This window comes from Planococcus sp. YIM B11945, from assembly GCF_050864155.1.
Taxonomy (GTDB): domain Bacteria; phylum Bacillota; class Bacilli; order Bacillales_A; family Planococcaceae; genus Planococcus.
The window spans coordinates 64873-86960 of record NZ_JBOZWR010000001.1 but is presented as its reverse complement, the minus strand read 5'-3'; the positions used below and the strand labels follow the sequence as shown (position 1 = coordinate 86960).

Here is a 22088-nt window from a genome sequence, read left to right as displayed (position 1 = left end):
CCTTGTTTATTTACTGAATGGACGTTGCAATTTCCTTCGTTTTTAATGGAAGCCAGCTGCTCGACTAGTGATTAATTATGACTTGATTATCTTATCCGCTTTTTCCATCGGCTTTTCTGTTGCCAAATAATGTTCTTCCCCCGGCCAATATCGATTTTCGTAAAGAGCTCTGCGGTCTTCCAGCTTTCCTTGATACGTGCCGCGGGACAAAATCCGTTCATACCTTATTTCTCTAGGGCAATCGACAAAAAGCGCCCAATCAAACCATTCGCTCCACGCCGTCCGCTGCAAAAATATCCCTTCAACCAACACAAAATCTGTTTGGATTTGGCCACTCCGCAATATGGGAAATAATTCATTTTTCAAGTTTTCTACATCCCATTGCAAATAATAATACTCATGCCACTCGGGAAAGCCGGTGTTATAGCGCTTCGAACGCTCCCGCACATAATCATCCAAGTGAATCACGGACACTGTCTTTTCCCGCTCCTCCAACTTGCATTTCAGGTCAATTGCCAACGTGGTTTTTCCCGATCCGCTGAAGCCATCTATTGCAGCGACAAAGGGCCAGGCTGTCCACTGTTCTTTTTTCTCCATAAGTAGACAAGCTAATAAATCGGCAGCCATAGTCCCTCCTGTATTTATTGCATTTTTTGGAAACTCTCTTTTCGATTATAACCACACCTAACCGTTTAGCGCATGTTAAATCTTCTGCTTTTCATCGTAAAATGCCTATTATTTTCGCAGAGTAAGCATAGACTCCAAGTTATCGCGCCTAATCGTTTCCAGCCAAATAAAAAAACCGGCACATGGCCGGTTTTGGGTTACACGCCCATTTTACGGCGTGTGTTGCTTACTTTTTTTGTTTGCTGGCTTTTCATTTTTTTCGTTTCTTTGGAAACGTTGCTGCCGCCTTGATTAGCCGCACCTTGGTTCTTTTTGGCTTCAAGCTGGCGTTTCACCGCTTCTTGCAAACTGATTTTTTTAGGCGCATCGTTTGATTCCGTCATGTGCCATCCCTCTTTTCTGTTAAGTTTTCTAAGTGGCTTTATGTTTTTTATTATACCACAAAACTGGCTGTTTATTCTTTTGGCTGCCGTTTTGCTCAACCCTTATTTTCTTTGAACCAGCCGCTGACTTGGGAAAAGAACTTGGCCATCGCTTCCGGTTTCGACATGTTCGGCACTCGGGCAAGCAGCACTTCTTTAGGCGCTTTTACGCCTTCTTTTTTCTTTTGAAGCACCAAAATGCCTTTTGCATGCGTGGAATTTTTAAAGAGTGAATCCGGCAATTCCATAACGGATTGGATGTATGCTTGTTTTTTCAAGAATTTATGCAATTGGTTGGCTTGTGGCGATTCAAACAGCGCTTTTGGAATAACGAAAAACAAGTAGCCGCCATCACCCGTATGCTTTAGCGATTGCTCGATAAACAAATGATGGGCATACGACATGCCTTCTTCTGCTTGTAAGTCGTACGTGCCGGCATTTTCCTCATCCGGATAATAGCCGACCGGCAAATCCGAAACGACCGCATCGACGGGATCAATCAAAAGCGGCTGCAAGGCATCTTGCAAGTACAGCGTAACGGGCTGTTCCAATAGGTTGCCGGTGTTGGAAGCGAGGCGGATGAGCATGTCATCCAGCTCGACGCCCGCTCCTTCAATGCGGCCATCCAAATAATTCATCACCGTAAACAATAAATTGCCGGTTCCAATAGCAGGATCGAGAATCGTGAACCGCTCTTTTTTTACAAACAGCTCTACCAGATAGCCGACAAGCAGCCCTAACGCGTCCGGCGTCATTTGGTGATGCGGCTGCACATGTTCTTTCATGCCTTTTAATACGGCCAATTGAATCGCTTTGCGGATATCTTCTTTGCCCGCTTGCTCTTCCGGCTGAATATGTCCATCCAACCAGCTTTCAGTAACCAACAGCAAACTGTCTAAATACGGCATGTCCTGTTTTTTTTGGATAGTCGTCGCTTCGTTATCAATAAATGTAAAGATTTTTTCCATAGATGAAATCATGTATTCTCCGCCCTCAATAAGGAAACCCACTCGGTAAGAGTGGGTTTCTTGTATTAGTTTGTTAGTCCTTTTACTGCTTCAATTGCTTTATCGTAATCAGGATGGTCGGTTCCTTCTGGAACATATTCCACATAAGCGACTTTGTCGTTTGCATCAATGACGAAAATCGAACGGGCGAGCAAGCGCAATTCCTGCATGGAAACTCCGTATGCATCTCCGAAAGACAAATCGCGGTGATCAGACAGCGTCGTAATGCCCTCTGTACCATTTTCTGCGACCCAGCGTTTTTGCGCAAATGGCAAGTCCGCTGAAATGGTCAGCACTTCTACGTTCTCGCCAAATGAAGCCGCTTCTTGTTCAAAACGTTTTGTCTGCAGCGAGCAAACGCCTGTATCAAGGGATGGAACCACGCTGATCAACCGAGCTTTGCCTGCGCTGTCTTGCAGTGTAACCGGGCTTAAGTCATTCGCAAGAACGGTAAATGCTGGAGCTTGGTCGCCCGCTTTCACTTCATGCCCTGGCAACGTCACCGGGTTTTGCTTAAATGTAATTTGAACCAATCAAAACGCCTCCAATTTTTATCTTCAGCTACTTATTTTACTAAAACGCTTTAGTTTCTTGCAACTCCGAGCTTACCGATTTTTTCTTTTGCATCATCTTCCGTTTCCGGTACGCTTCTTCGTGGACTACTGTGGTATCTGCGATAAAGTCATGTATTCCTTGTTTAAGCGGTGTAAATCCGATAATTGCATACAACGGCCAAATGACCGCAGAGATAAAACGGCCAATCCATTCCCGGAATAACAGCGTGCCCCATGAAAGTGAATCTTCTTTTAATGACACCACACGGATGCCCAAAATCATTTTGCCGACGGTCTGGTTAAAGAATTTTGTCAAGAAGACAAAATAACTGTAAAACACGAGAGCCGATAAAATGGCGTACGGCGCATACCAAACCGCATCATTCGTCTCCAATCCGACAATTGCAAATACCGGTTTGATCAGAATGGATGTAAGCCCGGCGATGACAAGAAGGTCAATTAAATAAGCCCAGAATCTGACCCAAAAACCGGCTGGCTTGCGTTCGTAAAATAAGACTTCTTCATACGTCGGTGCAGGAGGCAAAATCTTTTGCGTAATTGCCGCAGCCTGGGTTTCTTCATTCGTTTGTTCAGCCATAATCGCCCCTCCTTATTTTTCGCCGTATAAGTACATCATCCGCGGTGAGTTGTAATCTGTAAATAGTTTGCCAAGCATTTGGGTTTCGATGTCGTTGCCTAAGAATGAATTCATTTTCATCGATAACAGAGAACCCCATCCTTGAGATTGGCCATATTCAAATACTTCGGCATCTTCCAAACCAAAATCTGTCCGCAGCTGCTTGATCACGTCTTCTTCAAAACCGATGTCATCTGCCAAATTCAATTTAACCGCTTGGCGTCCGCTCATGATGCGTCCATCTGCAAATTCTTTGACTTCTTGTTCCGACATTCCGCGGCCTTCTTCGATGATGTCTACGAAAGATTCATAGGATTCATTGATCATTCCTTGGAGAAGATCCTGTTCAGCATCCGTCATGTCGCGTGTCGGGCTCATGATGTCTTTGAATTCTCCAGATTTGATCGTGACAAAATCAATGCCGTAGCGTTCAGCAAGTTCGCCGTAATTGACGCTTTCCATAATGACGCCAATCGAGCCGGTCAACGTTTCTTCGTTGACGAAAATCTTATCGGCAGGCGCTGAAATGTAATAGCCGCCTGAAGCTGCAGTCGCTCCCATGGAAACGTAAATCGGCTTTTTCGTTTCTTCCTTGATTTCCATGATTTTGTCGTAGATCTCAGCAGATTCCACGACGCCGCCGCCTGGTGAATTGACTTTCAACATAATCGCTTTAACCGAGCTATCGGCTTTCACTTGTTCCAATTGTTCCATAAAAAAAGTGTGGTTATAGCCAGTCGAACCAAACAACGAAGCCGATTCTCCCGTGTCTTGAATAACGCCTTCTACGTTCAACACTGCGATTCGCGAGTCGAAGCTGCCTTCTTCAATGATATATTCGCTAAATCCCGCTTCGCCGGTTGGCAGCAAATCATCCATCCCTGCATCCCAATCATTTTGGAATAAAGCAAATGCCGAATTGATCGCAATTGAAATTCCAAATACAACAACAGCAGCAACAATCGCGATCCATCTTTTTGTGTTCATGAATTGATTTCCCTCCTCTGTTCTTCTTTATACTATACGTGAAAATCCGAAAAATGTTTCACCCGAATTTTTTCATTCATACCACAGCGTTCATTTTCTCTTTTCTCGTGCTCCGGACTTCCATGACTTTTGATACCGTAAACAAAATCAACGCCAACCAAATTAACGAAAATGAAACCAATTCAATCAACCCGAATGATTCACCGTACATCAACACGCCAATGATCAGCATGAACGTCGGCGCGATATACTGCAAGAAGCCGATCATGTACATCGGAATCAATGGAGCGCCTGTTGCAAACAGTACAAGCGGCAAAGCTGTAGCCGCTCCGCTTAAAATTAAAAGTATATCCGTAGAACCGCTTCCATGCAAAAAGGCAGCTTCTCCAGTATAAAACAAATAAATGTAATACAAGGTCGCCACTGGCAAGACAAACAAGGTTTCAAGCGCCAACCCGCGCAGCGCATTCAGCTTGATCGTTTTTTTAATCAAGCCATAAAACGCAAAGGTAAAGGCCATTCCAAAAGCAAGCCACGGAAACGTCCCGTACGAAACGGTTAAAATAATGACGCCCGCCGCTGCTAGTCCAAATGCCACTTTGATGGCTGGCGTTAGTTTTTCTTTTAAGAAAAACACCCCGAGAAGAACGGATACGAGTGGGTTCACATAATACCCTAAACTCGTCTCGACGATCCGGTCATTGGTAACTGCAAAGATGTACAAAAACCAGTTAGCGGTAATTAAATAAGAAGCGGCCATCAAAGTGAAGAACGTTTTCTTTGATTTCCACAAAGCTTTCAAATCAGCGAACAAAAATTTCCCGCCGCGAATCAAAAAAATAAATGCAAGGGTCAACCAAAACGCCCAGAAAATGCGGGCCGTTAAAATTTCGTCGCTGGCGACATCGCCCACTTGCTTCCAATAAATCGGCAAGAATCCCCAAATGGTATAAGTAAGTATTGTATAAAGCATTCCTTTTTTTTCTTCTGCCATGCCGCTGTTGCCACCACTCTTTTTTTATTTTGATTATCGAAATAACAGTCTAATTATATGCCCCTCCTTTAGTAAAGTAAACAATAGAAAACAGCCGGTATCATTGAATGCCGGCTGTTTCGCTGCTTTTATTTAGTAATAACTTAAATTGAATGCAATACATTCATGCTTGTCATACAAAGAAAGTAAATGCCCTCGAAAAGTTATTGCTTTTTATTTTTCTCCAGTTGTCGCAATTCAACTCGGCGGATTTTTCCGGAAGCGGTTTTTGGCAGCTCCTGCAAAAATTCAATCGCTCTTGGGTATTTATAAGGCGCGGTCAATTCTTTCACATGTTCCTGCAAGCCTTTTACAAGTTCTTCGCTTGGTTCGTTGCCGGACACAAGAACGACAAACGCTTTGACGATCGTTCCTCGGATTTCGTCTGGGGAACCGACGACCGCACATTCCTGGACGGCCGGGTGTTTGACGAGCGCGTCTTCCACTTCGAAGGGCCCGATGGTGTAGCCGGAAGAAATGATGATGTCATCGCCGCGCCCTTCAAACCAGAAATAGCCGTCGTCGTCTTTTGACGCTTTGTCGCCCGTTACGTAATACTCGCCGCGGAATTGCATTTTCGTCCGCTCGTCATCTTTAAAATAACCTTTGAACAAAGCAGGCGTGTCGACATGGACAGCAATATCGCCAACTTCACCAGCTTGTGCAGGCTCGCCAAATTCGTTGATGATTTCCACGCGGTTGCCCGGTGTCGGTTTGCCCATAGAGCCGATGCGGATTTCCATGCCTTTCATAACGCCGACCAATAACGTGTTTTCGGTTTGGCCGTAGCCGTCGCGCACTTCTAAGCCGAAGTTTTCCTTAAAGACGTTGATCACTTCCGCGTTCAACGGTTCACCAGCTGACACGGCGCTGTGCAGCGAAGACAAATCAAACGAAGCAAGATTTTTCTGTTTGGCCATCAAGCGGTATTCGGTAGGTGTGCAGCAAAGCACGTTGATTTTGCGTCGCTCCAAAATTTGCAGATAGGTTTCAGGATCAAATTTCCCGTTATAGACAAAGCCTGTGGCTCCGCTCCCTAATGTCGCGACAAAGGGACTCCAAATCCATTTTTGCCAGCCTGGGCTTGCCGTTGCCCATACAAGATCGCCTTCTTTTGCGCCAAGCCAGTGCTCAGCGGAAGTCCGAAGATGTGCGAAGGCCCAACCGTGGCTGTGGACAGCGCCTTTGGGGTTCCCGGTTGTACCGGATGTATAAGATAAAAAAGCCATGTCGCTGTTACGAGTCGCTGCTGTTTCATGATGGTCAGATGCACTTTCCATTTCTTCCGTCAACGAAATCCATGAACTGTCCGAATGGCCGATAACAAACTTCACCACATTGTTCATTTCTTCCACTTCAGCAAACTGGTCCATAAACGGTTCATAAGCGATCACGGCTTTTGCATCGCTATGGTTCAAGCGGTAGGAAATGTCTTTTGCACGAAGCATTTCAGAACTTGGAATGACCACAAGCCCTGCTTTTAAAGCTCCAATATAGGAAACGTAAGCTTCAACGAGGCGCGGCACCATGACAAGCACCACGTCTCCTTTTGCCAATCCTGCTTTTTCAAAACTATTGGCTGCGCGGTTGGCTCGCTTGATCAGTTCATCATATGTAACTTGCTCAGTGTCGCCTTTGTCATTTTCCCAAATGATGGCGAGTTTCTCATTCCCAGTTGCAAACTTTTCAATTTCGTTGACCAAATTATACATTTCCGGTGCTAGTAATTCTTCCCGATTCATAATCAGTCCCCCTCATGTTTAGTTAAGCGTTCTGCCTTTATTATTATACAGGTAAAGTTTTATTATTCAAAATAATTTAACAAAAAGAAAAACCGCCATAGAGGCGGTTTGTTACAGCAAGTCATCAAAGACTTGGCTTTTTTCTTTTTTTCTCGGGAATTTGAAGACTTCCCGTTCTTCCACAGCTTCTTGAATCAATTCATCGAAGGAAACAAAGTTTTCGTAGTACTCGACTTTTTCCAGCTTCGGTTTTGTTTTCGGGTTGGCCGGTGTAAAAATGGTGCAGCAGTCTTCAAATGGCCGAATGGAAATTTCGTACGTATCGATTTGCTGCGCCGTTTCAATGATGTCCAATTTATCCGAAGCAATCAGCGGGCGAAGCACCGGCGTATTGGTGACTGCATTGATGGCCTGCATGCTTTCCAATGTTTGGCTTGCGACTTGCCCCAAACTTTCTCCGGTAATGATGGCTTTGCAGCCCGTTTCTTCAAGAACTTTGTCCGCGACCCGCATCATCATGCGCCGCGTCGACGTCATCGTGATGTTGTCCGGCACTTGCTTGTGCACTTCTTGTTGCAGTTTGGTGAACGGGATAATATGCAAGTTGACCGATGAGCCGAACTGGCTCAGTTTTTCTGCCAAATCGAATACTTTTTCTTTGGCGCGGTCGTTGGTAAACGGTGGGCTGAAAAAGTGGATCAACTCCAGCCGGACGCCCCGCTTCAGCATGTGGAAGCCAGCAACCGGGCTGTCGATTCCACCGGATAACATTAACAAGCCTTTGCCGCCTGCTCCCACCGGCAATCCTCCAGCTCCTTGGATCACTTCAGCCATCATATATGCTGCTTCTTGGCGGATATCGATTTTCAATTCGATATCCGGATGGTGCATTTGAACTTTTAATTCGGGGAAGCTGCGCAATACATGCGAACCTATGGCCTGCATGATTTCCATTTTTTCATGAGGAAATTCTTTAAACGCGCGGTTCACGTTCACTTTAAAGGTCTTGCCGGTAAGGTCAAGTTTGTTCATAACCTCAAACGCGGTTTTTTTCATCTCTTCCAAATTTAGCTCGGCTTCTGTCACCGGGCTGAACGATTGGATGCCAAATACTTTCGGCAATCGTTTCAGCACTTGTTCCATTTCCAGCTCGCTGTCCGATAAGATGAACATGCGATCGCGTTCCGCTTTTACGCGGATTGTTCCCAAATCGGAAAAAGTTTGCCGTACATTGTCGCGCAGGCGGCCGATAAACGAACTGCGGTTTTTGCCTTTTGTTGATAGTTCCCCGTACCGGACAAGAATTTGGTTGGTCTTCATCTTTACTTGGCTCCTTTGATTAAACGGTAAACCCGCTCAAATGCTTTTTTCAATTTACCTATATCTTGTTCGGTTGTAAACGCACCGAAACTGATACGGATCATACCTTCTTTATAACTGTGCGGCATACCGATTGCCTCAATAACATGGCTTGCGGTTTGGCTTTTGGACGAACAGGCACTCGAAGTGGAGACGATCACTTCTTCTTTTTGCAATCCAGTGACCAGTACTTCACCTTTTATTCCTTTTACTGCAAGGGATAAGATGTGTGGTGCTCCGTCTTGAGGACTGATCACTAGAACTTCTTGGAATTTCGCGAAAAAATCACGAAGCTGCTTGTTCCACACCGCGTGCTGCGGATTCGGTTCAGCCAGCCGCAGCGCCTTCGCTAAAGCAGCTGCATGCGGTACAGACACCGTTCCGCTTCTTAAGCCAAATTCCTGTCCGCCGCCCGCTAAAATCGCTTTCAGTTCTACTTGGTTGAAAGCCAGCACTCCACTTGCTTTTAACCCATGAATTTTATGGGCAGAAACGCTCAATAAATCCGGCATCGCTGACGGATCAAGCGGAATTTTCCCGATGCTTTGCACAGCGTCTACATGAAACAATGTACGCGTGTTTTTTAGCAGCCGTGCGATTTCCGCTACCGGGTGAACGGCTCCGATTTCGTTGTTAACGTGCATAAGGCTTACAAGAATCGTATCGCTTCTAAGCGCGTTCTTCAACTCATCGAGATCGATTTCGCCAAAACGGCCAACCGGAAGTTTTTCGACTTCAAATCCTTCTTCCGCTAACTTGGCCAGCGCATTCAAAACAGAAGGATGTTCGGTCTCAGCGGTGATGATATGTTTGCCCCGGTGCTGATAGCTGTGAGCCGTCCCGATTAGAGCCAGGTTATTGGATTCCGTGCCGCCTGATGTGAAAATAGCATGGTCCATATTCAATAGCCGGATAATTTGTTGGCGTGCGGTTTCCAATAAATGCTCCGCTTCGTTTCCAAGTTGATGAAGCGATGCGGGATTTGCATAATACTGTTCGTTGGCTAATAGAAAAGCATTTAGCACTTCTTTTTTCGGTTTGGTAGTCGCACTGTTGTCTAAGTAAATCATCTTGCCGCCTCCGAAAAGAAAACCACCAGCTCATGGGCTGGTGGTTTCTTGTGTTATTTTACGTATGCCATGCTTCTTCTTTGACCAGCACTTCAATTCGCTTCATTGAACCCGGCTCAAAGTTTTCAACCGCTGTGGCTGCTTCTTCCAGCGCTTTTGAATAGCGGAGCTGCCTGAATGACTCTTCCGCTTCCATCAGCTTGGCGTTCATTTGTGGATTGGTTTTGCGGAATCGGTTGCCGTATTGGATAATACGTTCGATCAGCATGACATTTTCCACCATTTCTTTCGCTTTCTCTTCTACGTCTAAAACGCATTTTTCTGCTTTTAATAAATAATTATCGACTAGCTTCATATTCAACGGCACTTCTTGCAAGCCTTGCATTACGACAAACAAATGCTCTTCCGCTTCTTCTAAGCGGACGTCCATTTCTTCAGGAATTCCAGGCGTATTGGCTTTGTGCAGCATGCGCTCGGTTTCCTGCAGCGTCCGTTTTAATGATTCCAGTTTCGCTCGTGCTTCGTGTTCATCGATTCTCAAGCTTTTTAGCGATTCCGCAAAGTCACGCTGAGCCGCATCCACTTTTGTAAGTTCCTCGCGGATGCTGTCCAAATCCTCTGCTAGGCTTGAATAGGCAGATTGATCTTCATTAAGGCGAGAATCCAGCAAATCAAAGCGCTTGTGAAGCTCTTCTAATTTTGCCAGGCATGTCTTTGGAATGGCTGCATCGTTTTCAGGAATTTTGTAGCTGAGCTGCACCACGGCACATTCCTCAGCCATATCGCGCGTATCGTTTGAAACGCGTTCCAACAGCAAAGCTGTATCCGTTTTGTGCTGATCGATATAATGTTTTGCTTCCACTTCTTTTTCAAGTAGTTCATAAAACGAGTCAATCCGGTCTTTCATTGCTTCTGCCTTCACTTTCGCATCCGCAATATCGAGTTCGGCTATTTCTTGTTTCATGGCCGCTAATTCTGCTTCCATTGCGTCAAGCTGGCCTGTCAATTCCAAATGGTTCAAGTAATAAGACTGGTCTTCCATTTCACGTTGGCCATTACGCAGTTCGTTAATATAAGAAGGAATTTTAGATTGAACGTCGGATAATAGCGGAGGAACATCGTCAATTAGCGAAAAAACGTACTTGCTTTCTTCAGACAATCCCATCACGATTTCACGGGCTTTTAAGTAATTCCCTTGTTGTGTCAAAGCATCATATTCGGTGAATAATGGAGTAAACGATTCCAACTTTTTCTCAAGAGGGCCAGCAGCCGCCCCATACGAATGTTGATGGGCAAGCAAATTTTTACGCGCTTGGCGATATTGGTCTTTAATCAAGTCCATTTCGCTGCGGTTTTTTTCTTCGCTGCCGATCAAGTCTTCCAACTCGATCAAGATATCCGTCATTTGACGGTCGACTTTCGCAATTTTATCTTCAATATCATTTTCAATCGTTGTCGCTTTTCCGAATTTCAAACGATCGATGGCATCTTCTGCATCAAAGATCAGTGAATCGATATTCGGAATATGTACGTCCATTATTTCAGTCCATATGTTGCGCCAGCGCTCGAACATTTCTTCTGTCTGGCCATTCATGTTCAGCTGTTTCACTTTTGTCAGTTCTTCTAAAATTGGTTTGTTTTGTATTTGCAGTTTTAACTGTTCTAAGCGTTCAATTTCCGCTTGATGTTTCTTTCGAAACAAAAAGCCTACGATGATTAACGCTAATAGAATGATGACCGCAATGATGATATACTTCATCATAAGTCATAAAGCCCCCTGTTCAAACTCACATTTCCAGCGCAATGTAAATGTATTTCATGATTCTTTCATTTTACCATGTAATCATTATTTTTGTTTGCCATTTTCAAGAAAACGAATAAATATTTTTCACTTTAACGAAAGATGGTGGTTTTTTGAAAAGAGATGGACACATTCATACCCCTTTTTGCCCTCATGGCACAAAAGATTCACTCCAGTCTTACATAGAAAAAGCAATTCGTTCCGGATTCTCGGATATTTCATTTACTGAACACGCTCCCCTACCCGCTTCATTCCTTGATCCAACGCCTTTAAAAGACAGCGGAATGCGTTATACAGAAGTGCACCCTTATATAGACGCCATTAAACAAGCAAAAGATGCCTATAAAAATGATATTCGCATCCGGATTGGCTTTGAAGTGGACTTTATCGCGGGCTTTGAACATGAGACAACGGCTTTTCTGGATGAAGTCGGCCCTATGCTCGACGATGCCATTTTGTCTGTCCATTTTTTGAAAGTAGGCGGCGCTTATCATTGCATGGATTACAGCAAAGAAGTTTTTTTAAATCTCGCTGCCATCGCTGGATCCGCTGCAGCGGTTTATGATCTCTATTACGAAACCGTGGAAGCTTCCATTGCTTCAGACCTTGGCCGCTTTAAGCCGAAGCGGATCGGGCATCCGACACTCGTCCACAAATTCCAGCTGGCCCACAACGAAACAATCGACGATAGCAGACAGATCGAACGCATTTTCAATAAAATCCAAAAGGCCGGCTACGAGATCGATTTAAACAGCGCTGGCTTTTCAAAACCGGAATGCCTCGAATCTTACCCACCCGAACGCTTTATTGTACTTGCGAATACCTTGGGCATCCCGCTTGTCTTCGGGTCTGATGCTCATAGTGCCAAAGGCTTGCATAACCATTATGACAAACTCTATAATAAGTAAATCAACGAATGAAAAGAGGTTGCATATGTTTACACAAACCCAATACAGCGGCACAGGCGCTGACCAATACAATATGCTCGGCAAGCAATTAGATGCTCTTTTAACAGGCGAACCTAACAAAATTGCCAACTTAAGCAATGCTTCGGCTTTGTTAAACCAGTTTTTAGATCGGATCAACTGGGTCGGGTTTTACTTGATGGAAGACGGCGAACTGGTTCTTGGGCCGTTCCAAGGACTTCCTGCCTGTGTCCGCATCAAAGTCGGCCGCGGCGTTTGTGGAACAGCTGTAGCTGAAAAGAAGACGATGCTGATTGCAAACGTCCACGAATTCCCTGGACACATTGCTTGCGACGCAGCTTCGCAATCTGAAATCGTTGTTCCGCTTATCAAAGACGGCGAAGTGATCGGAGTTCTCGATATCGACAGCCCAGAACTAAGCCGCTTTACCGAAGAAGACCAGCAAGGGCTTGAACATTTTGCTGAGATTTTGATGCAGCATTTATAAAACAGACAAAAAACCCGGAACTTTTTTAAAGTTCCGGGCTTTTTTCTGTTCGATTGCATTTATTTTTTCAATCCGGCCAATACAGCTTCTTCCGTCATTTCTGCTGTAAGCCATTTTTCAATGGCGCAAATAGCAGCCGGTTTTGCGTAAAAATAGCCTTGCGCTTCCTGGCAAATCATTTGGAGCAGAAAATCGTTTTCTTCAATCCGTTCGATTCCTTCAGCCAAGCAAGTGATTTGAAACAAATCCGCCATTGAGGTAATGGTTTCAACAATCCGTTGGCTATTTTGATTGCTGTCGATGTGTTCAATAAACTCACGTGGCACTTTGATTTTGTCCACTTTCACCTTGGCCAAAATGCCAAACGAAGAATAGCCGGTGCCAAAATCGTCAATGGCAATCCGGATGCCTTTTGAACGAAGCTGTTCTATTTTGAGCAAATCTTCCAGTCGGTTTTCAAACAGCGACCGTTCCGTCAATTCAATTTCCAGCTGGTCTGCCGGAAATCCCGTTTTTTCCAAAATAGTGAGTGTATCGCGGACAAAATCATCTTGGCGTATTTGGATGAACGAGACGTTAACCGCAAGTTTTAACGGCCTTCCGACAGAATGAGATAAAACTTGTATTTCCTGGCATGCCTTTTCCAATATCCATTTTCCTAAAGGCACGATAAATCCGTTCTTTTCGGCAATATCGATAAATTCATTCGGCGGAATCGTTCCCATGTGTGGGTGTTCCCACCGAAGCAGCGCTTCTAAACCGATGATTTGATTGGTTTTCATTTCAATTTGCGGCTGATACACAAGATGAAACTCATTATCCAGGTTGGCTTGATACAACGCTTCGGACACTTGCACTTGCTTCATCGTTTCATTTTTTATATCCTCTGAACACAGCACCACGCGGTTGAGCCCCAGTTCTTTTGCACGATCAAGCGCAAACTGGGCATGCCGCATTAATTCATCGCTCGTTGAACCATCGAGCCTAGAACAAGCCACTCCAATATTAAAACTCAGCAAATAATCGTGCAGTTCCAATATGTACGGATGTAGTATAGCTTCAAGCATTTCTTCGAAATAAGCTTCGGCCTGCGAGCCGAGCATTTCGCTTTTGGTCGCCACCAAAAACGTGCTGCCTTCCCCTTTAGCCAAATAAGAAGTCGCATCCAACTTTCCGGTTAAACGCATTTTCACCATTTCAAGCAGTTCGTCGCTTTTGTGGTGCCCCAATACATCGTAAACCGATTGGAAATGATTGATTTCTACTTTCCATAAAACGATGGGTCCGGATTTCAATGCATGGTCAACATATAAATTAAAATCCATGCGGTTTGGGATTTTCAGCATCGGGTCTTGAAAAGCTACTTCTTCCGCCCGGTCCATATAGTGAAATAACATTTTTTCACGTTTTTTGATGTTTCTTAAACCAATTAAGCCGCTGGCTGTGGCAACTATCAATAAAACAGCACGAAGAATGTGGTCATAAAATGTCACAGAAACCAATAAATCGGCAGGCACCAAAAGCATGACACTGAACAACACAACAAGCGACGTGAAAAAAGAATAAAACACAAGTGCGATGCTTTGCAAAACAATGGCCATCATCAAGTAAATAAAAATGATAGCCCACGTCGTAGTAGCGCCGTCATCAATAAAATAAAAAATGATTAAAGGAATGCTGATGTAATTTAATCCGTACAAATGCTGTTGCGTTGTTTCTTTTAGCGTTGTCTTATCCAGCCATAATGAAAAAATTCCGAGACAAAACATGCCGAAAGGAACAGGATATTCCTTAAGGGAAGCACCGCTATCGTTCAACATGATGAATGCACCGAATAACAGGCTTCCTAAAAAGTTGCCATAGCCCATTACTTTGCCAATCAATCGAAAAAAGCGTCTTTTCGTAAGATCCGCTTCACTTATGTAGTTGTTGTTCAACCGATGAACTGTCATGTCTATTCTCCATCCGTAATTTATAAATCAGTCGTCACCTTTTATGGACTATATTTTCACTACTACATACCGAATGCTCAGTTGGATTCTGCTTCATCTTCTCAGCGTATTTATTGTAGAACCGATTTTGTTTGTTGGTTCATCTGTTCTTTCGCTTGAAGTTGTGGATGCCGTTAACTGGTGATAAAAACAATAACTTTGAAGAGGATTCTTTTTCGCTTCGTACATCGCATGATCGGATTTTTTAACCAGTTCAGTCAATTCAACCCCATTGTCCGGATAAATACTAATGCCAATGCTTGAGTCGATGGAAACAGCGGCATCTCCGATTAAAAAAGGCTCTTTAAATTGTTTATGCAGTTGTTTTGCCGCTTCCATTGCGTCAATTGCCGTTAACGATGGCACCACCAGCATAAATTCGTCTCCGCTCAACCGAATAAGCTTTGCGTATGGGAGCCCTTTTTTCACTCGGTTCCCCACGCTAATCAACACCTGGTCTCCAAATTGATGGCCGTATAAATCGTTTATTTGCTTGAATTTATTTAAATCAAAAAACATGAACGCTGCTTTTTCCGTTTTCATAACTTCTTTGTTTTCCATAAAGAATTGTTGAAGGAATTGTCGATTCGGCAACCCTGTCAAATCATCTTGTAAAATTTCAATTTTTGTTTTTTCCAAATGATCAATTGTCTCGTTAATGTCAATAGCCAATTGCCCAATGGCATCACGGCTGTTTAACCTGGACCGCGCGCTAAAATTGCCGGCTCGCACTTCATGAAATACATTACGAAAATGCAGGGTGCAATACTTAATAAAAACATAGAAGATCACAAAATTAATCACCCCTAAAAGCCAGCCTGCTAAAACAGAAGCGATCGAAAGAATGCGGCGATTTTCTTCTGGAATTTCCATAATTAATGACAAAAAAGGAGGAAACAACAGGCCAATTACTGTGCCGACTAGTAGGTAAACCACAAACATCATGAAACTATAACTTTTTTTCACCAGGGCGCCTGCTTTCCATCTCAAAACTAAGTTGAACTTTATTTGTATGATATAAGCCCATTTACCGGTATTTTTTTTTCAGGTTTTTTAAAATTTATCTCTTTACTCGTATCTATCGGCATATTTTGCTTTCATAATATAGCACATATTGCTTATTGGAGGAATATTTTTTATCATTTTCCTATTTCATATACAAATAAACCAATAATTAGAAAGGGGCTCCTCACGAATTATTGGTTTATTACCACTTTTTATTCACTTTTAGTATTTTTTGTTCGTCTACCAGCACTAGTTTGTTAGCCTTCTACTCACCCAACTATCAACAGCAACTAGCAATTAGTTGGAGGATAAAACCTCTCCAACTGATTGCAGTTTCACTTTATCAAACGCTTGCCCTAAGTCTTCCAGCAAATCGTCGGAATGTTCCAAGCCGGCCGATAGCCGAAGCAAGGAGTCGGTGATGCCCATGTCGATTCTTTCTGTCGGCGGAACACCCGCATGCGTCATCGTAAATGGATGCTGAATCAGCGTTTCGGGGTCGCCTAAACTCACCGCAATTTTAATGAGGGACAAAGCGTTCATAAATGCTTGCGCTTCTTTTTTCCCTCCTTCTAATTCAAATGAAATGAGGCCGCCCCCTTCCCGCATTTGCTTGGTCGCAATGTTGTATTGCGGATGCGATTCATCAAATGGATAAAGAACTTTTTTGACGCTCGGCTGCTGCTTTAAAAACGCAACGATTTTTTTTGCGTTGTCGATATGCCGGTCCATTCGAACGTGAAGCGTTTTCATCCCTCTTAATAGGAGCCACGCATCAAAAGGCGACATGATGCCACCAACATCTTTTTGAACCGTCGACCGCAGCCGCTCCATTTCTTCTCCGTCTCTGCCCACTAAAACCCCGCCGACCACATCCCCATGGCCGTTTAAATATTTTGTGGCGCTATGCAGCACAAAGTCAGCTCCCATCAACAATGGATTTTGCAAATACGGTGAACTGAACGTATTGTCTACAACTACTTGAATGTGGTGTTTTTTAGCAACCGCTATGACCGCTTCTAAATTGACCAGCTCCATTGTGGGATTGATTGGCGTTTCAACGTAAATGCATGCCGTTTCCGGCCGAATCGCTTGTTCCACTTCTTCTTCTGTTCTTAAACTGGTTAATGTATGCGTGATGCCGTATTTTTCATTCAGGATTTCCAATAAGCCGAACGTGCAGCCATAAATTCCCTTTGAACATAAGACATGGTCCCCTGCTTTGGTCAAATAAATCAAGATGGCGCTCACAGCTGCCATGCCGGATCCGAAGGCTAAAGCCCCTTGCCCATATTCAATTTCCTTCATGCGTTCTTCCAATACGCGGACGGTCGGATTGCCAAGCCGCGAGTAAATATTGCCTTCGCAATTTCCCGCAAACCGGTTTTCCCCTTCTTCTGCATTTGCAAAAGAAAAAGTGGAAGTCTGATAAAGCGGCGTCGCTAAGCTGTCATGGTGAAGGTTGCTGTCATAGCCTGTGTGAATGACAGCTGTCTCCATATTCATATTCTTCTTATTCATTGGATACACCCCTTAGAAAGAATAGAAAGCGCTTACATTATTCAATTTTATTTTATCGCTCTTTCCCTAAAAAAGAAAGCAAACCCTTTTTGCCTAAATCAAAACGATTTATAATGAAGAAAACGAACAGAAAGTTGAAGATGGTTGATCATTCCGCAGTCAGCAAATTGTTCTCATTGACTTTTCCTATCAAAAGCGGTTATACTATTCTTTGTGTAAAATAATCGCAGCAGTTGTATGTGCGGGTTTGTCCATTTTGTTCCTTTTTTATAAGGTGTATCGCGTAACTCATGGCTGCAGAGCGAAGGTACATGAAAACAAAATGGCTTACAGCATGAATGCATCTGGTTTTTATTTTACTCTAAAAACCAAAAATAGAGGAGGAGACATATATGTCTCGTTATACAGGTCCATCATGGAAACTGTCACGCCGCCTAGGAGTATCTCTTAGCGGAACAGGTAAAGAATTAGAAAAACGCCCTTACGCACCAGGTCAACACGGTGCTAACCAACGCAGAAAAGTTTCTGAATACGGTTTGCAACTTCAAGAAAAACAAAAACTACGCTTCATGTACGGAGTTAACGAACGTCAGTTCAAAACTTTGTTCAATAAAGCCGGCAAAATGCCTGGTAAACACGGTGAAAACTTCATGATCCTTCTTGAAGCTCGACTTGATAACGTTGTTTACCGTTTAGGTCTTGCGCGCACTCGCCGCCAAGCTCGCCAAATCGTAAACCACGGCCACATCCTTGTTGATGGCAAACGCGTTGACATTCCGTCATACAGCGTGAAACCAGGACAAACAATCGCTTTCCGCGAACGTTCTAACAACATGGACGTTGTCAACGAAGCAATCGAAGTAAGCAACTTCGTTCCTGAATACGTTACTATCGATACTGATAGCAAAACAGGAACATTCGTACGCCTTCCAGAGCGCAGCGAATTGTCTGCTGAAATCAACGAACAATTGATCGTTGAGTACTACTCACGTTAATTTGCAGTATTTAAAGAAGCCTCCGCTTTTGCGGGGGCTTCTTTTTTGATTCCGCCGCTTTTCCCCCTTCCCTTTTTCTGTGGTAAACTGGAAAAAAAGCGGAGGTGCCTTAACTATGCGCATTATTTCAATATGCCCGAGCAATACTGAACTTGTTGCTTTTTTAGGGCTCGACCATATGCTCGTCGCAGTCGATGACTATTCTGATTGGCCGGAACCCGTAACTCAACTGCCGAGGCTCGGACCAGATTTAGCCATTCGGATGGATGAACTTGAAGCCATGAAGCCCGATTTGGTATTGGCTTCACTCAGCGTTCCGGGCATGGAAAAAAATGTAGAGGAATTGGTCCAACGAAAAATTCCGCATCTCGTCCTCAATCCCCAGTCGCTGCAAGATATCGGCCAAGACCTGCTCGCTGTCGCCGAAGCATGCGGCATTGACGGCCAGCAAGTCCATTCTGAATATGCCGCTGCCATCGAATCGTTCAAATGCCGGGCAGCTCATGCTGAACATGCTCCTTCCCTTTACTGGGAATGGTGGCCAAAGCCGGTCTTTACTCCAGGCAACGTCAACTGGCTTACGGAAATCAGTGAAATCGTCGGCGCACGCAATGCGTTTGCTGATATCGATTCGGCCAACATCCAGACCGATTGGGACGATGTCCGGCAGCGTGATCCGGATTTTATTCTTCTGGCATGGGTCGGCATTATGACGGCCAAAGTAAAGCCAGAACTTGTCCGCAAACGGAAAGGCTGGAATGAGATGAAAGCTTTTGATAACATTCATATAATGGAAGAAGAATTGTACTGCCGCCCTTCCCCCCGCCTCATTGAAGGCGCCTGGCGCTTGGGCCAGCTTGTCCATCCGCATTTATATGCGGACATGGAACTGCCAAGTTTTATTAAAAACAAACAACTTTAGGAGAACCTTATGCTCAGAATACTAGCAATCAGCCAAGAAAATGAACTGCTCGTCGATCCCCCGCTCGCCACATTAGCCAACATGAAGTGGTACTGGGCGGATTTTAATATGCCGACAGATGAGGAAACAAGCTTGCTCGGCAGTTATTTTCATTTCCACCCTCTCGCAATTGAAGACTGCATCCACTCGCTGCAGCGCCCGAAGTTGGAGCATTACGAAAATCTCAGCTTTCTCGTTTTCCACTCACTGAATAAAAACACCTTGGAAGCTTCTGAAGTGGATTTGTTTATTGGCGAAAATTTCACGGTTTCTTTCCATTATGAGGAACTCCACGAACTCAATTACGTTTGGGATTATTTTGTAAAATCCAATAGCCTTGACCGCTTAAAGCCGGTTGAAGTGGTTTATAAAATCATGGATAAAGTAGTAGATGCCTTTTTCCCAATTACGGATGATCTAGAAGACCAATTGCTCGGTATCGAAAACAGCGCTGAAGGAAAATTAGCGGGCAACATGATCATTCAAAAAACCTTTGAGATTCGGAAAGACTTATTGACATTGCGGCACACGGTATTGCCGATGCGTGATCTCGTATACCGGATCTTGGAGTCGAAACGCTTTATCATCCAAGAACAAAAACGTGCCTATTTCCAGGATATTCACGATCACTTGATCAAATTAAGCCAAATTATCGAATCCAATCGCGAATTAACGTCGGATATTCGTGACAATTACATATCGATGAACTCTTTCCGAATGAACAACATCATGAAAACCTTAACGGTCATTACTACGATCTTCATGCCGCTGACTTTTCTGGCGGGTATTTACGGCATGAACTTTGACAATATGCCGGAACTTCATTGGGATTCAGGGTATTACGTTGTACTCGCCGTTATGGTGATAACAAGCATTGGCATGTTTATCTGGTTTAAATTTAAAGGCTGGTTTGAAAATGAATAACAAAAGCCCCGCCCATTTGCAGTTTTCTGTAAATGGGCGGGGCTTTCCAGGCTGTCGAGAAAGTTTGGCAGCCTTCTCATTGCGCTTCAGGCGGAAGCGTTCCGCAGGCGAGCGCCAAGCCGCTTTATTCGAAGAAAGAGCACGCTTAAATTCAGTAGAATAGAAAACAAAAAAGGGTGAGCGCAAGTGAATTTTACACTTGTGTTCACCCCTTTAGCATCGTTATTACATAATGATACTCTCTACAGCTATGAAGCAAGCCTGCGGAATAGCAGTCAAGATAAGGATACTATATACCTTTTAAAAGAGTTTTTCTGTTTTATTGGAATTGCACCATGTGGTATTTTTTCTTGCCGCGGCGGACGATGGCAAACGTATCTTCTAAGCGGTCTTTGTCGTCAATGACATATTCCAAATCGGTGATTTTTTCCCCATTCACTGAAATCGCACCGTTTGTCACATCTTCACGCGCTTGGCGCTTCGACGAGGAAATGCCGGCTTCGACGATCAAATCGACAATCACTTTTGGTTCTTTGACCATTTCAACTGAAGGCACATCTTTGAATGCGGCTTTCATTTCGCTGGCGGACAACGCTTTTAAGTCGCCGCTGAACAACGCTTTGGTAATACGGAGTGCGTCTTCAAGCGCATCTTTCCCGTGTATTAATTTCGTCATTTCTTCTGCCAAGGTTTTTTGAGCTTGGCGCAGATGCGGCTCGTTTTCAACAGCTGTTTCCAGCGCTTCAATGTCTTCACGGCCAATGAACGTGAAGATCTTCAAGTATTTGATGACATCCGCATCAGCAGTGTTGATCCAGAACTGGTAAAACTCGTACGGCGATGTTTTTTTGGCATCAAGCCATACAGCACCCGAAGCCGATTTCCCAAATTTCGTGCCATCTGATTTTGTCACAAGCGGAATGGTGATGCCGAATGCTTTTGTTTCTTCTTCGTGCGTTTTGCGGATCACTTCAAGGCCTGTGGTGATGTTCCCCCATTGGTCTGAACCGCCAATTTGCACGCGGCAGTTGTGGTGATTGTAAAGGTGGTTGTAGTCGATCGCTTGGATGAGCATGTACGTGAATTCCGTAAACGAAATGCCGCCTTCCAACCGGGACGCCACCGTATCTTTTGCCAACATGTAATTGATGGAGATGAGTTTTCCGTAATCGCGAAGAAATTCAATCGTGCTCATCGGCCCGATCCAGTCACGGTTGTTGACCATCTTCGCGCCATTTTCCGCTTGAAAGTCGAAAATCTGCTCCATTTGCACTTTGATGCCTTCGACATTTCGATCGATTTGCTCGGTTGTTTGAAGCTGACGCTCTTCGCTTCGTCCTGATGGGTCACCGATCATACCAGTTGCGCCTCCGACGACCAAAATCGGCTGATGGCCATGCATTTGGAATCGGCGCAGCGTTAAGAGCGGCACAATGTGGCCGATATGCATACTGTCGGCAGTCGGATCGACTCCACAGTAAAGTGAAATTTTTTGTTCTTCAAGTAATTTAGCCAAGCCCTCTTCATCCGTTTGCTGGTAGATCAGGCCTCTCCATTTTAAATCATCCATCAATTCGTTTGCCATTCCAATTCCTCCTTAAATATAAGAAAAGCGCAAGCGCCCGTTCAGCCCTGACAAGTGCTGGAGGTCTTGAGTATCATGGCGCTTTTTGCCATGGACTTAAGACAGACTGCAACCTCGAGGGGCTGGGCGCTGGAGTCTAGACAATAAAAGCATAAATCCCATCCTATACTCTTGCCTACAAAAAAAGCCCCTGCATGAAATTCATGCAGGGACGCTTTTGCGCGGTACCACCCAGCTTGGAGAATCTGATTCTCCCGACTCACTCTGTGCCGAACGGGGCACTTCCGTAAACTCCAAGCCTGTAATTCAGACACTGCGCTTTGACCGGTTCACACCAACCACCGGCTCTCTTAGCAAAATTCGCATGCCCTACTTCGGACTCTTCAACGTTTTTTTATCAATATAACTAGTAGTTTACTTTATTCTTCGATATTGTCAATAACCTTCGTCGCCT

20 protein-coding genes and 1 other annotated feature are annotated in these 22088 nt (G+C 44.3%); of the genes, 5 read left to right on the top strand and 15 right to left on the bottom strand.

Annotation, left to right across the window (positions count from 1 at the left end):
- Positions 1–75: 75 nt before the first annotated feature.
- The 11 genes from ACRRQV_RS00510 to ezrA form a co-directional block, all read right to left on the bottom strand.
- Positions 76–597, bottom strand: a complete 522-nt coding sequence (locus ACRRQV_RS00510) for an AAA family ATPase (RefSeq protein WP_432526564.1) — start codon at positions 595–597, stop codon at positions 76–78.
- Between the two features lie 227 nt (positions 598–824).
- Complete coding sequence (locus ACRRQV_RS00505) at positions 825–1010, bottom strand: hypothetical protein (protein ID WP_432526562.1); 186 nt, start codon at positions 1008–1010, stop codon at positions 825–827.
- A gap of 95 nt (positions 1011–1105) precedes the next feature.
- Positions 1106–2029, bottom strand: coding sequence for a class I SAM-dependent methyltransferase (locus tag ACRRQV_RS00500; RefSeq protein ID WP_432526560.1), 924 nt, complete (start codon positions 2027–2029; stop codon positions 1106–1108).
- A gap of 53 nt (positions 2030–2082) precedes the next feature.
- Positions 2083–2589 carry a thiol peroxidase gene (gene tpx, locus ACRRQV_RS00495; protein ID WP_432526558.1) on the bottom strand — a complete coding sequence of 169 codons (507 nt, stop codon included), beginning with the start codon at positions 2587–2589 and terminating at the stop codon, positions 2083–2085.
- A 40-nt stretch (positions 2590–2629) separates the two neighbouring features.
- Entirely contained in the window at positions 2630–3208 is a 579-nt protein-coding gene (locus tag ACRRQV_RS00490) for an RDD family protein (protein WP_432526556.1), read from the bottom strand.
- A gap of 12 nt (positions 3209–3220) precedes the next feature.
- The gene (gene sppA / locus ACRRQV_RS00485) at positions 3221–4234 is read right to left on the bottom strand and encodes a signal peptide peptidase SppA (protein ID WP_432526554.1); all 1014 of its coding nucleotides are present in this window, start codon (positions 4232–4234) and stop codon (positions 3221–3223) included.
- A gap of 76 nt (positions 4235–4310) precedes the next feature.
- Positions 4311–5228, bottom strand: coding sequence for an EamA family transporter RarD (rarD, locus tag ACRRQV_RS00480; protein WP_432526552.1), 918 nt, complete (start codon positions 5226–5228; stop codon positions 4311–4313).
- 203 nt (positions 5229–5431) lie between these two features.
- Entirely contained in the window at positions 5432–7009 is a 1578-nt protein-coding gene (gene mbcS / locus ACRRQV_RS00475) for an acyl-CoA synthetase MbcS (protein WP_432526550.1), read from the bottom strand.
- A gap of 111 nt (positions 7010–7120) precedes the next feature.
- On the bottom strand, positions 7121–8329 hold the full coding sequence (gene thiI / locus ACRRQV_RS00470; RefSeq protein WP_432526548.1) for a tRNA uracil 4-sulfurtransferase ThiI: 1209 nt from the start codon (positions 8327–8329) through the stop codon (positions 7121–7123).
- A 2-nt stretch (positions 8330–8331) separates the two neighbouring features.
- On the bottom strand, positions 8332–9438 hold the full coding sequence (locus ACRRQV_RS00465) for a cysteine desulfurase family protein (protein ID WP_432526546.1): 1107 nt from the start codon (positions 9436–9438) through the stop codon (positions 8332–8334).
- A gap of 58 nt (positions 9439–9496) precedes the next feature.
- Positions 9497–11200 carry a septation ring formation regulator EzrA gene (gene ezrA, locus ACRRQV_RS00460; RefSeq protein ID WP_432526544.1) on the bottom strand — a complete coding sequence of 568 codons (1704 nt, stop codon included), beginning with the start codon at positions 11198–11200 and terminating at the stop codon, positions 9497–9499.
- A gap of 152 nt (positions 11201–11352) precedes the next feature.
- Between ezrA and hisJ the strand changes: the two genes are divergently transcribed.
- A complete protein-coding gene (hisJ, locus tag ACRRQV_RS00455) occupies positions 11353–12147 on the top strand; it encodes a histidinol-phosphatase HisJ (RefSeq protein WP_432526542.1) in 795 nt (264 codons plus the stop codon).
- A gap of 25 nt (positions 12148–12172) precedes the next feature.
- Positions 12173–12652 (top strand): GAF domain-containing protein, encoded by a 480-nt coding sequence (locus ACRRQV_RS00450; RefSeq protein WP_432526540.1) that lies wholly within the window; start codon positions 12173–12175, stop codon positions 12650–12652.
- 59 nt (positions 12653–12711) lie between these two features.
- Here ACRRQV_RS00450 and ACRRQV_RS00445 read toward each other — a convergent pair whose 3' ends face one another.
- The 3 genes from ACRRQV_RS00445 to megL form a co-directional block, all read right to left on the bottom strand.
- Entirely contained in the window at positions 12712–14604 is a 1893-nt protein-coding gene (locus tag ACRRQV_RS00445; protein WP_432526538.1) for a putative bifunctional diguanylate cyclase/phosphodiesterase, read from the bottom strand.
- Between the two features lie 93 nt (positions 14605–14697).
- Positions 14698–15588: a diguanylate cyclase domain-containing protein gene (locus tag ACRRQV_RS00440; protein WP_432526536.1), complete on the bottom strand. Its 891-nt coding sequence runs from the start codon at positions 15586–15588 to the stop codon at positions 14698–14700.
- 357 nt (positions 15589–15945) lie between these two features.
- Positions 15946–17169 carry a methionine gamma-lyase gene (gene megL, locus ACRRQV_RS00435; protein WP_432526534.1) on the bottom strand — a complete coding sequence of 408 codons (1224 nt, stop codon included), beginning with the start codon at positions 17167–17169 and terminating at the stop codon, positions 15946–15948.
- 392 nt (positions 17170–17561) lie between these two features.
- Here megL and rpsD point away from each other — a divergent pair, with 392 nt between their 5' ends.
- The 3 genes from rpsD to corA all read left to right on the top strand — a co-directional run bounded on the left by rpsD (position 17562) and on the right by corA (position 20049).
- On the top strand, positions 17562–18164 hold the full coding sequence (rpsD, locus tag ACRRQV_RS00430) for a 30S ribosomal protein S4 (RefSeq protein ID WP_432526532.1): 603 nt from the start codon (positions 17562–17564) through the stop codon (positions 18162–18164).
- A 115-nt stretch (positions 18165–18279) separates the two neighbouring features.
- Positions 18280–19086 carry a cobalamin-binding protein gene (locus tag ACRRQV_RS00425; RefSeq protein WP_432526530.1) on the top strand — a complete coding sequence of 269 codons (807 nt, stop codon included), beginning with the start codon at positions 18280–18282 and terminating at the stop codon, positions 19084–19086.
- A 9-nt stretch (positions 19087–19095) separates the two neighbouring features.
- Positions 19096–20049: a magnesium/cobalt transporter CorA gene (gene corA, locus ACRRQV_RS00420; RefSeq protein WP_432526528.1), complete on the top strand. Its 954-nt coding sequence runs from the start codon at positions 19096–19098 to the stop codon at positions 20047–20049.
- 319 nt (positions 20050–20368) lie between these two features.
- On the opposite strand, the gene tyrS is transcribed toward corA, so the two are convergent.
- The gene (gene tyrS / locus ACRRQV_RS00415) at positions 20369–21634 is read right to left on the bottom strand and encodes a tyrosine--tRNA ligase (protein WP_432526526.1); all 1266 of its coding nucleotides are present in this window, start codon (positions 21632–21634) and stop codon (positions 20369–20371) included.
- Between the two features lie 204 nt (positions 21635–21838).
- Positions 21839–22030 (bottom strand) — a binding site (T-box leader).
- Positions 22031–22088: the final 58 nt, after the last annotated feature.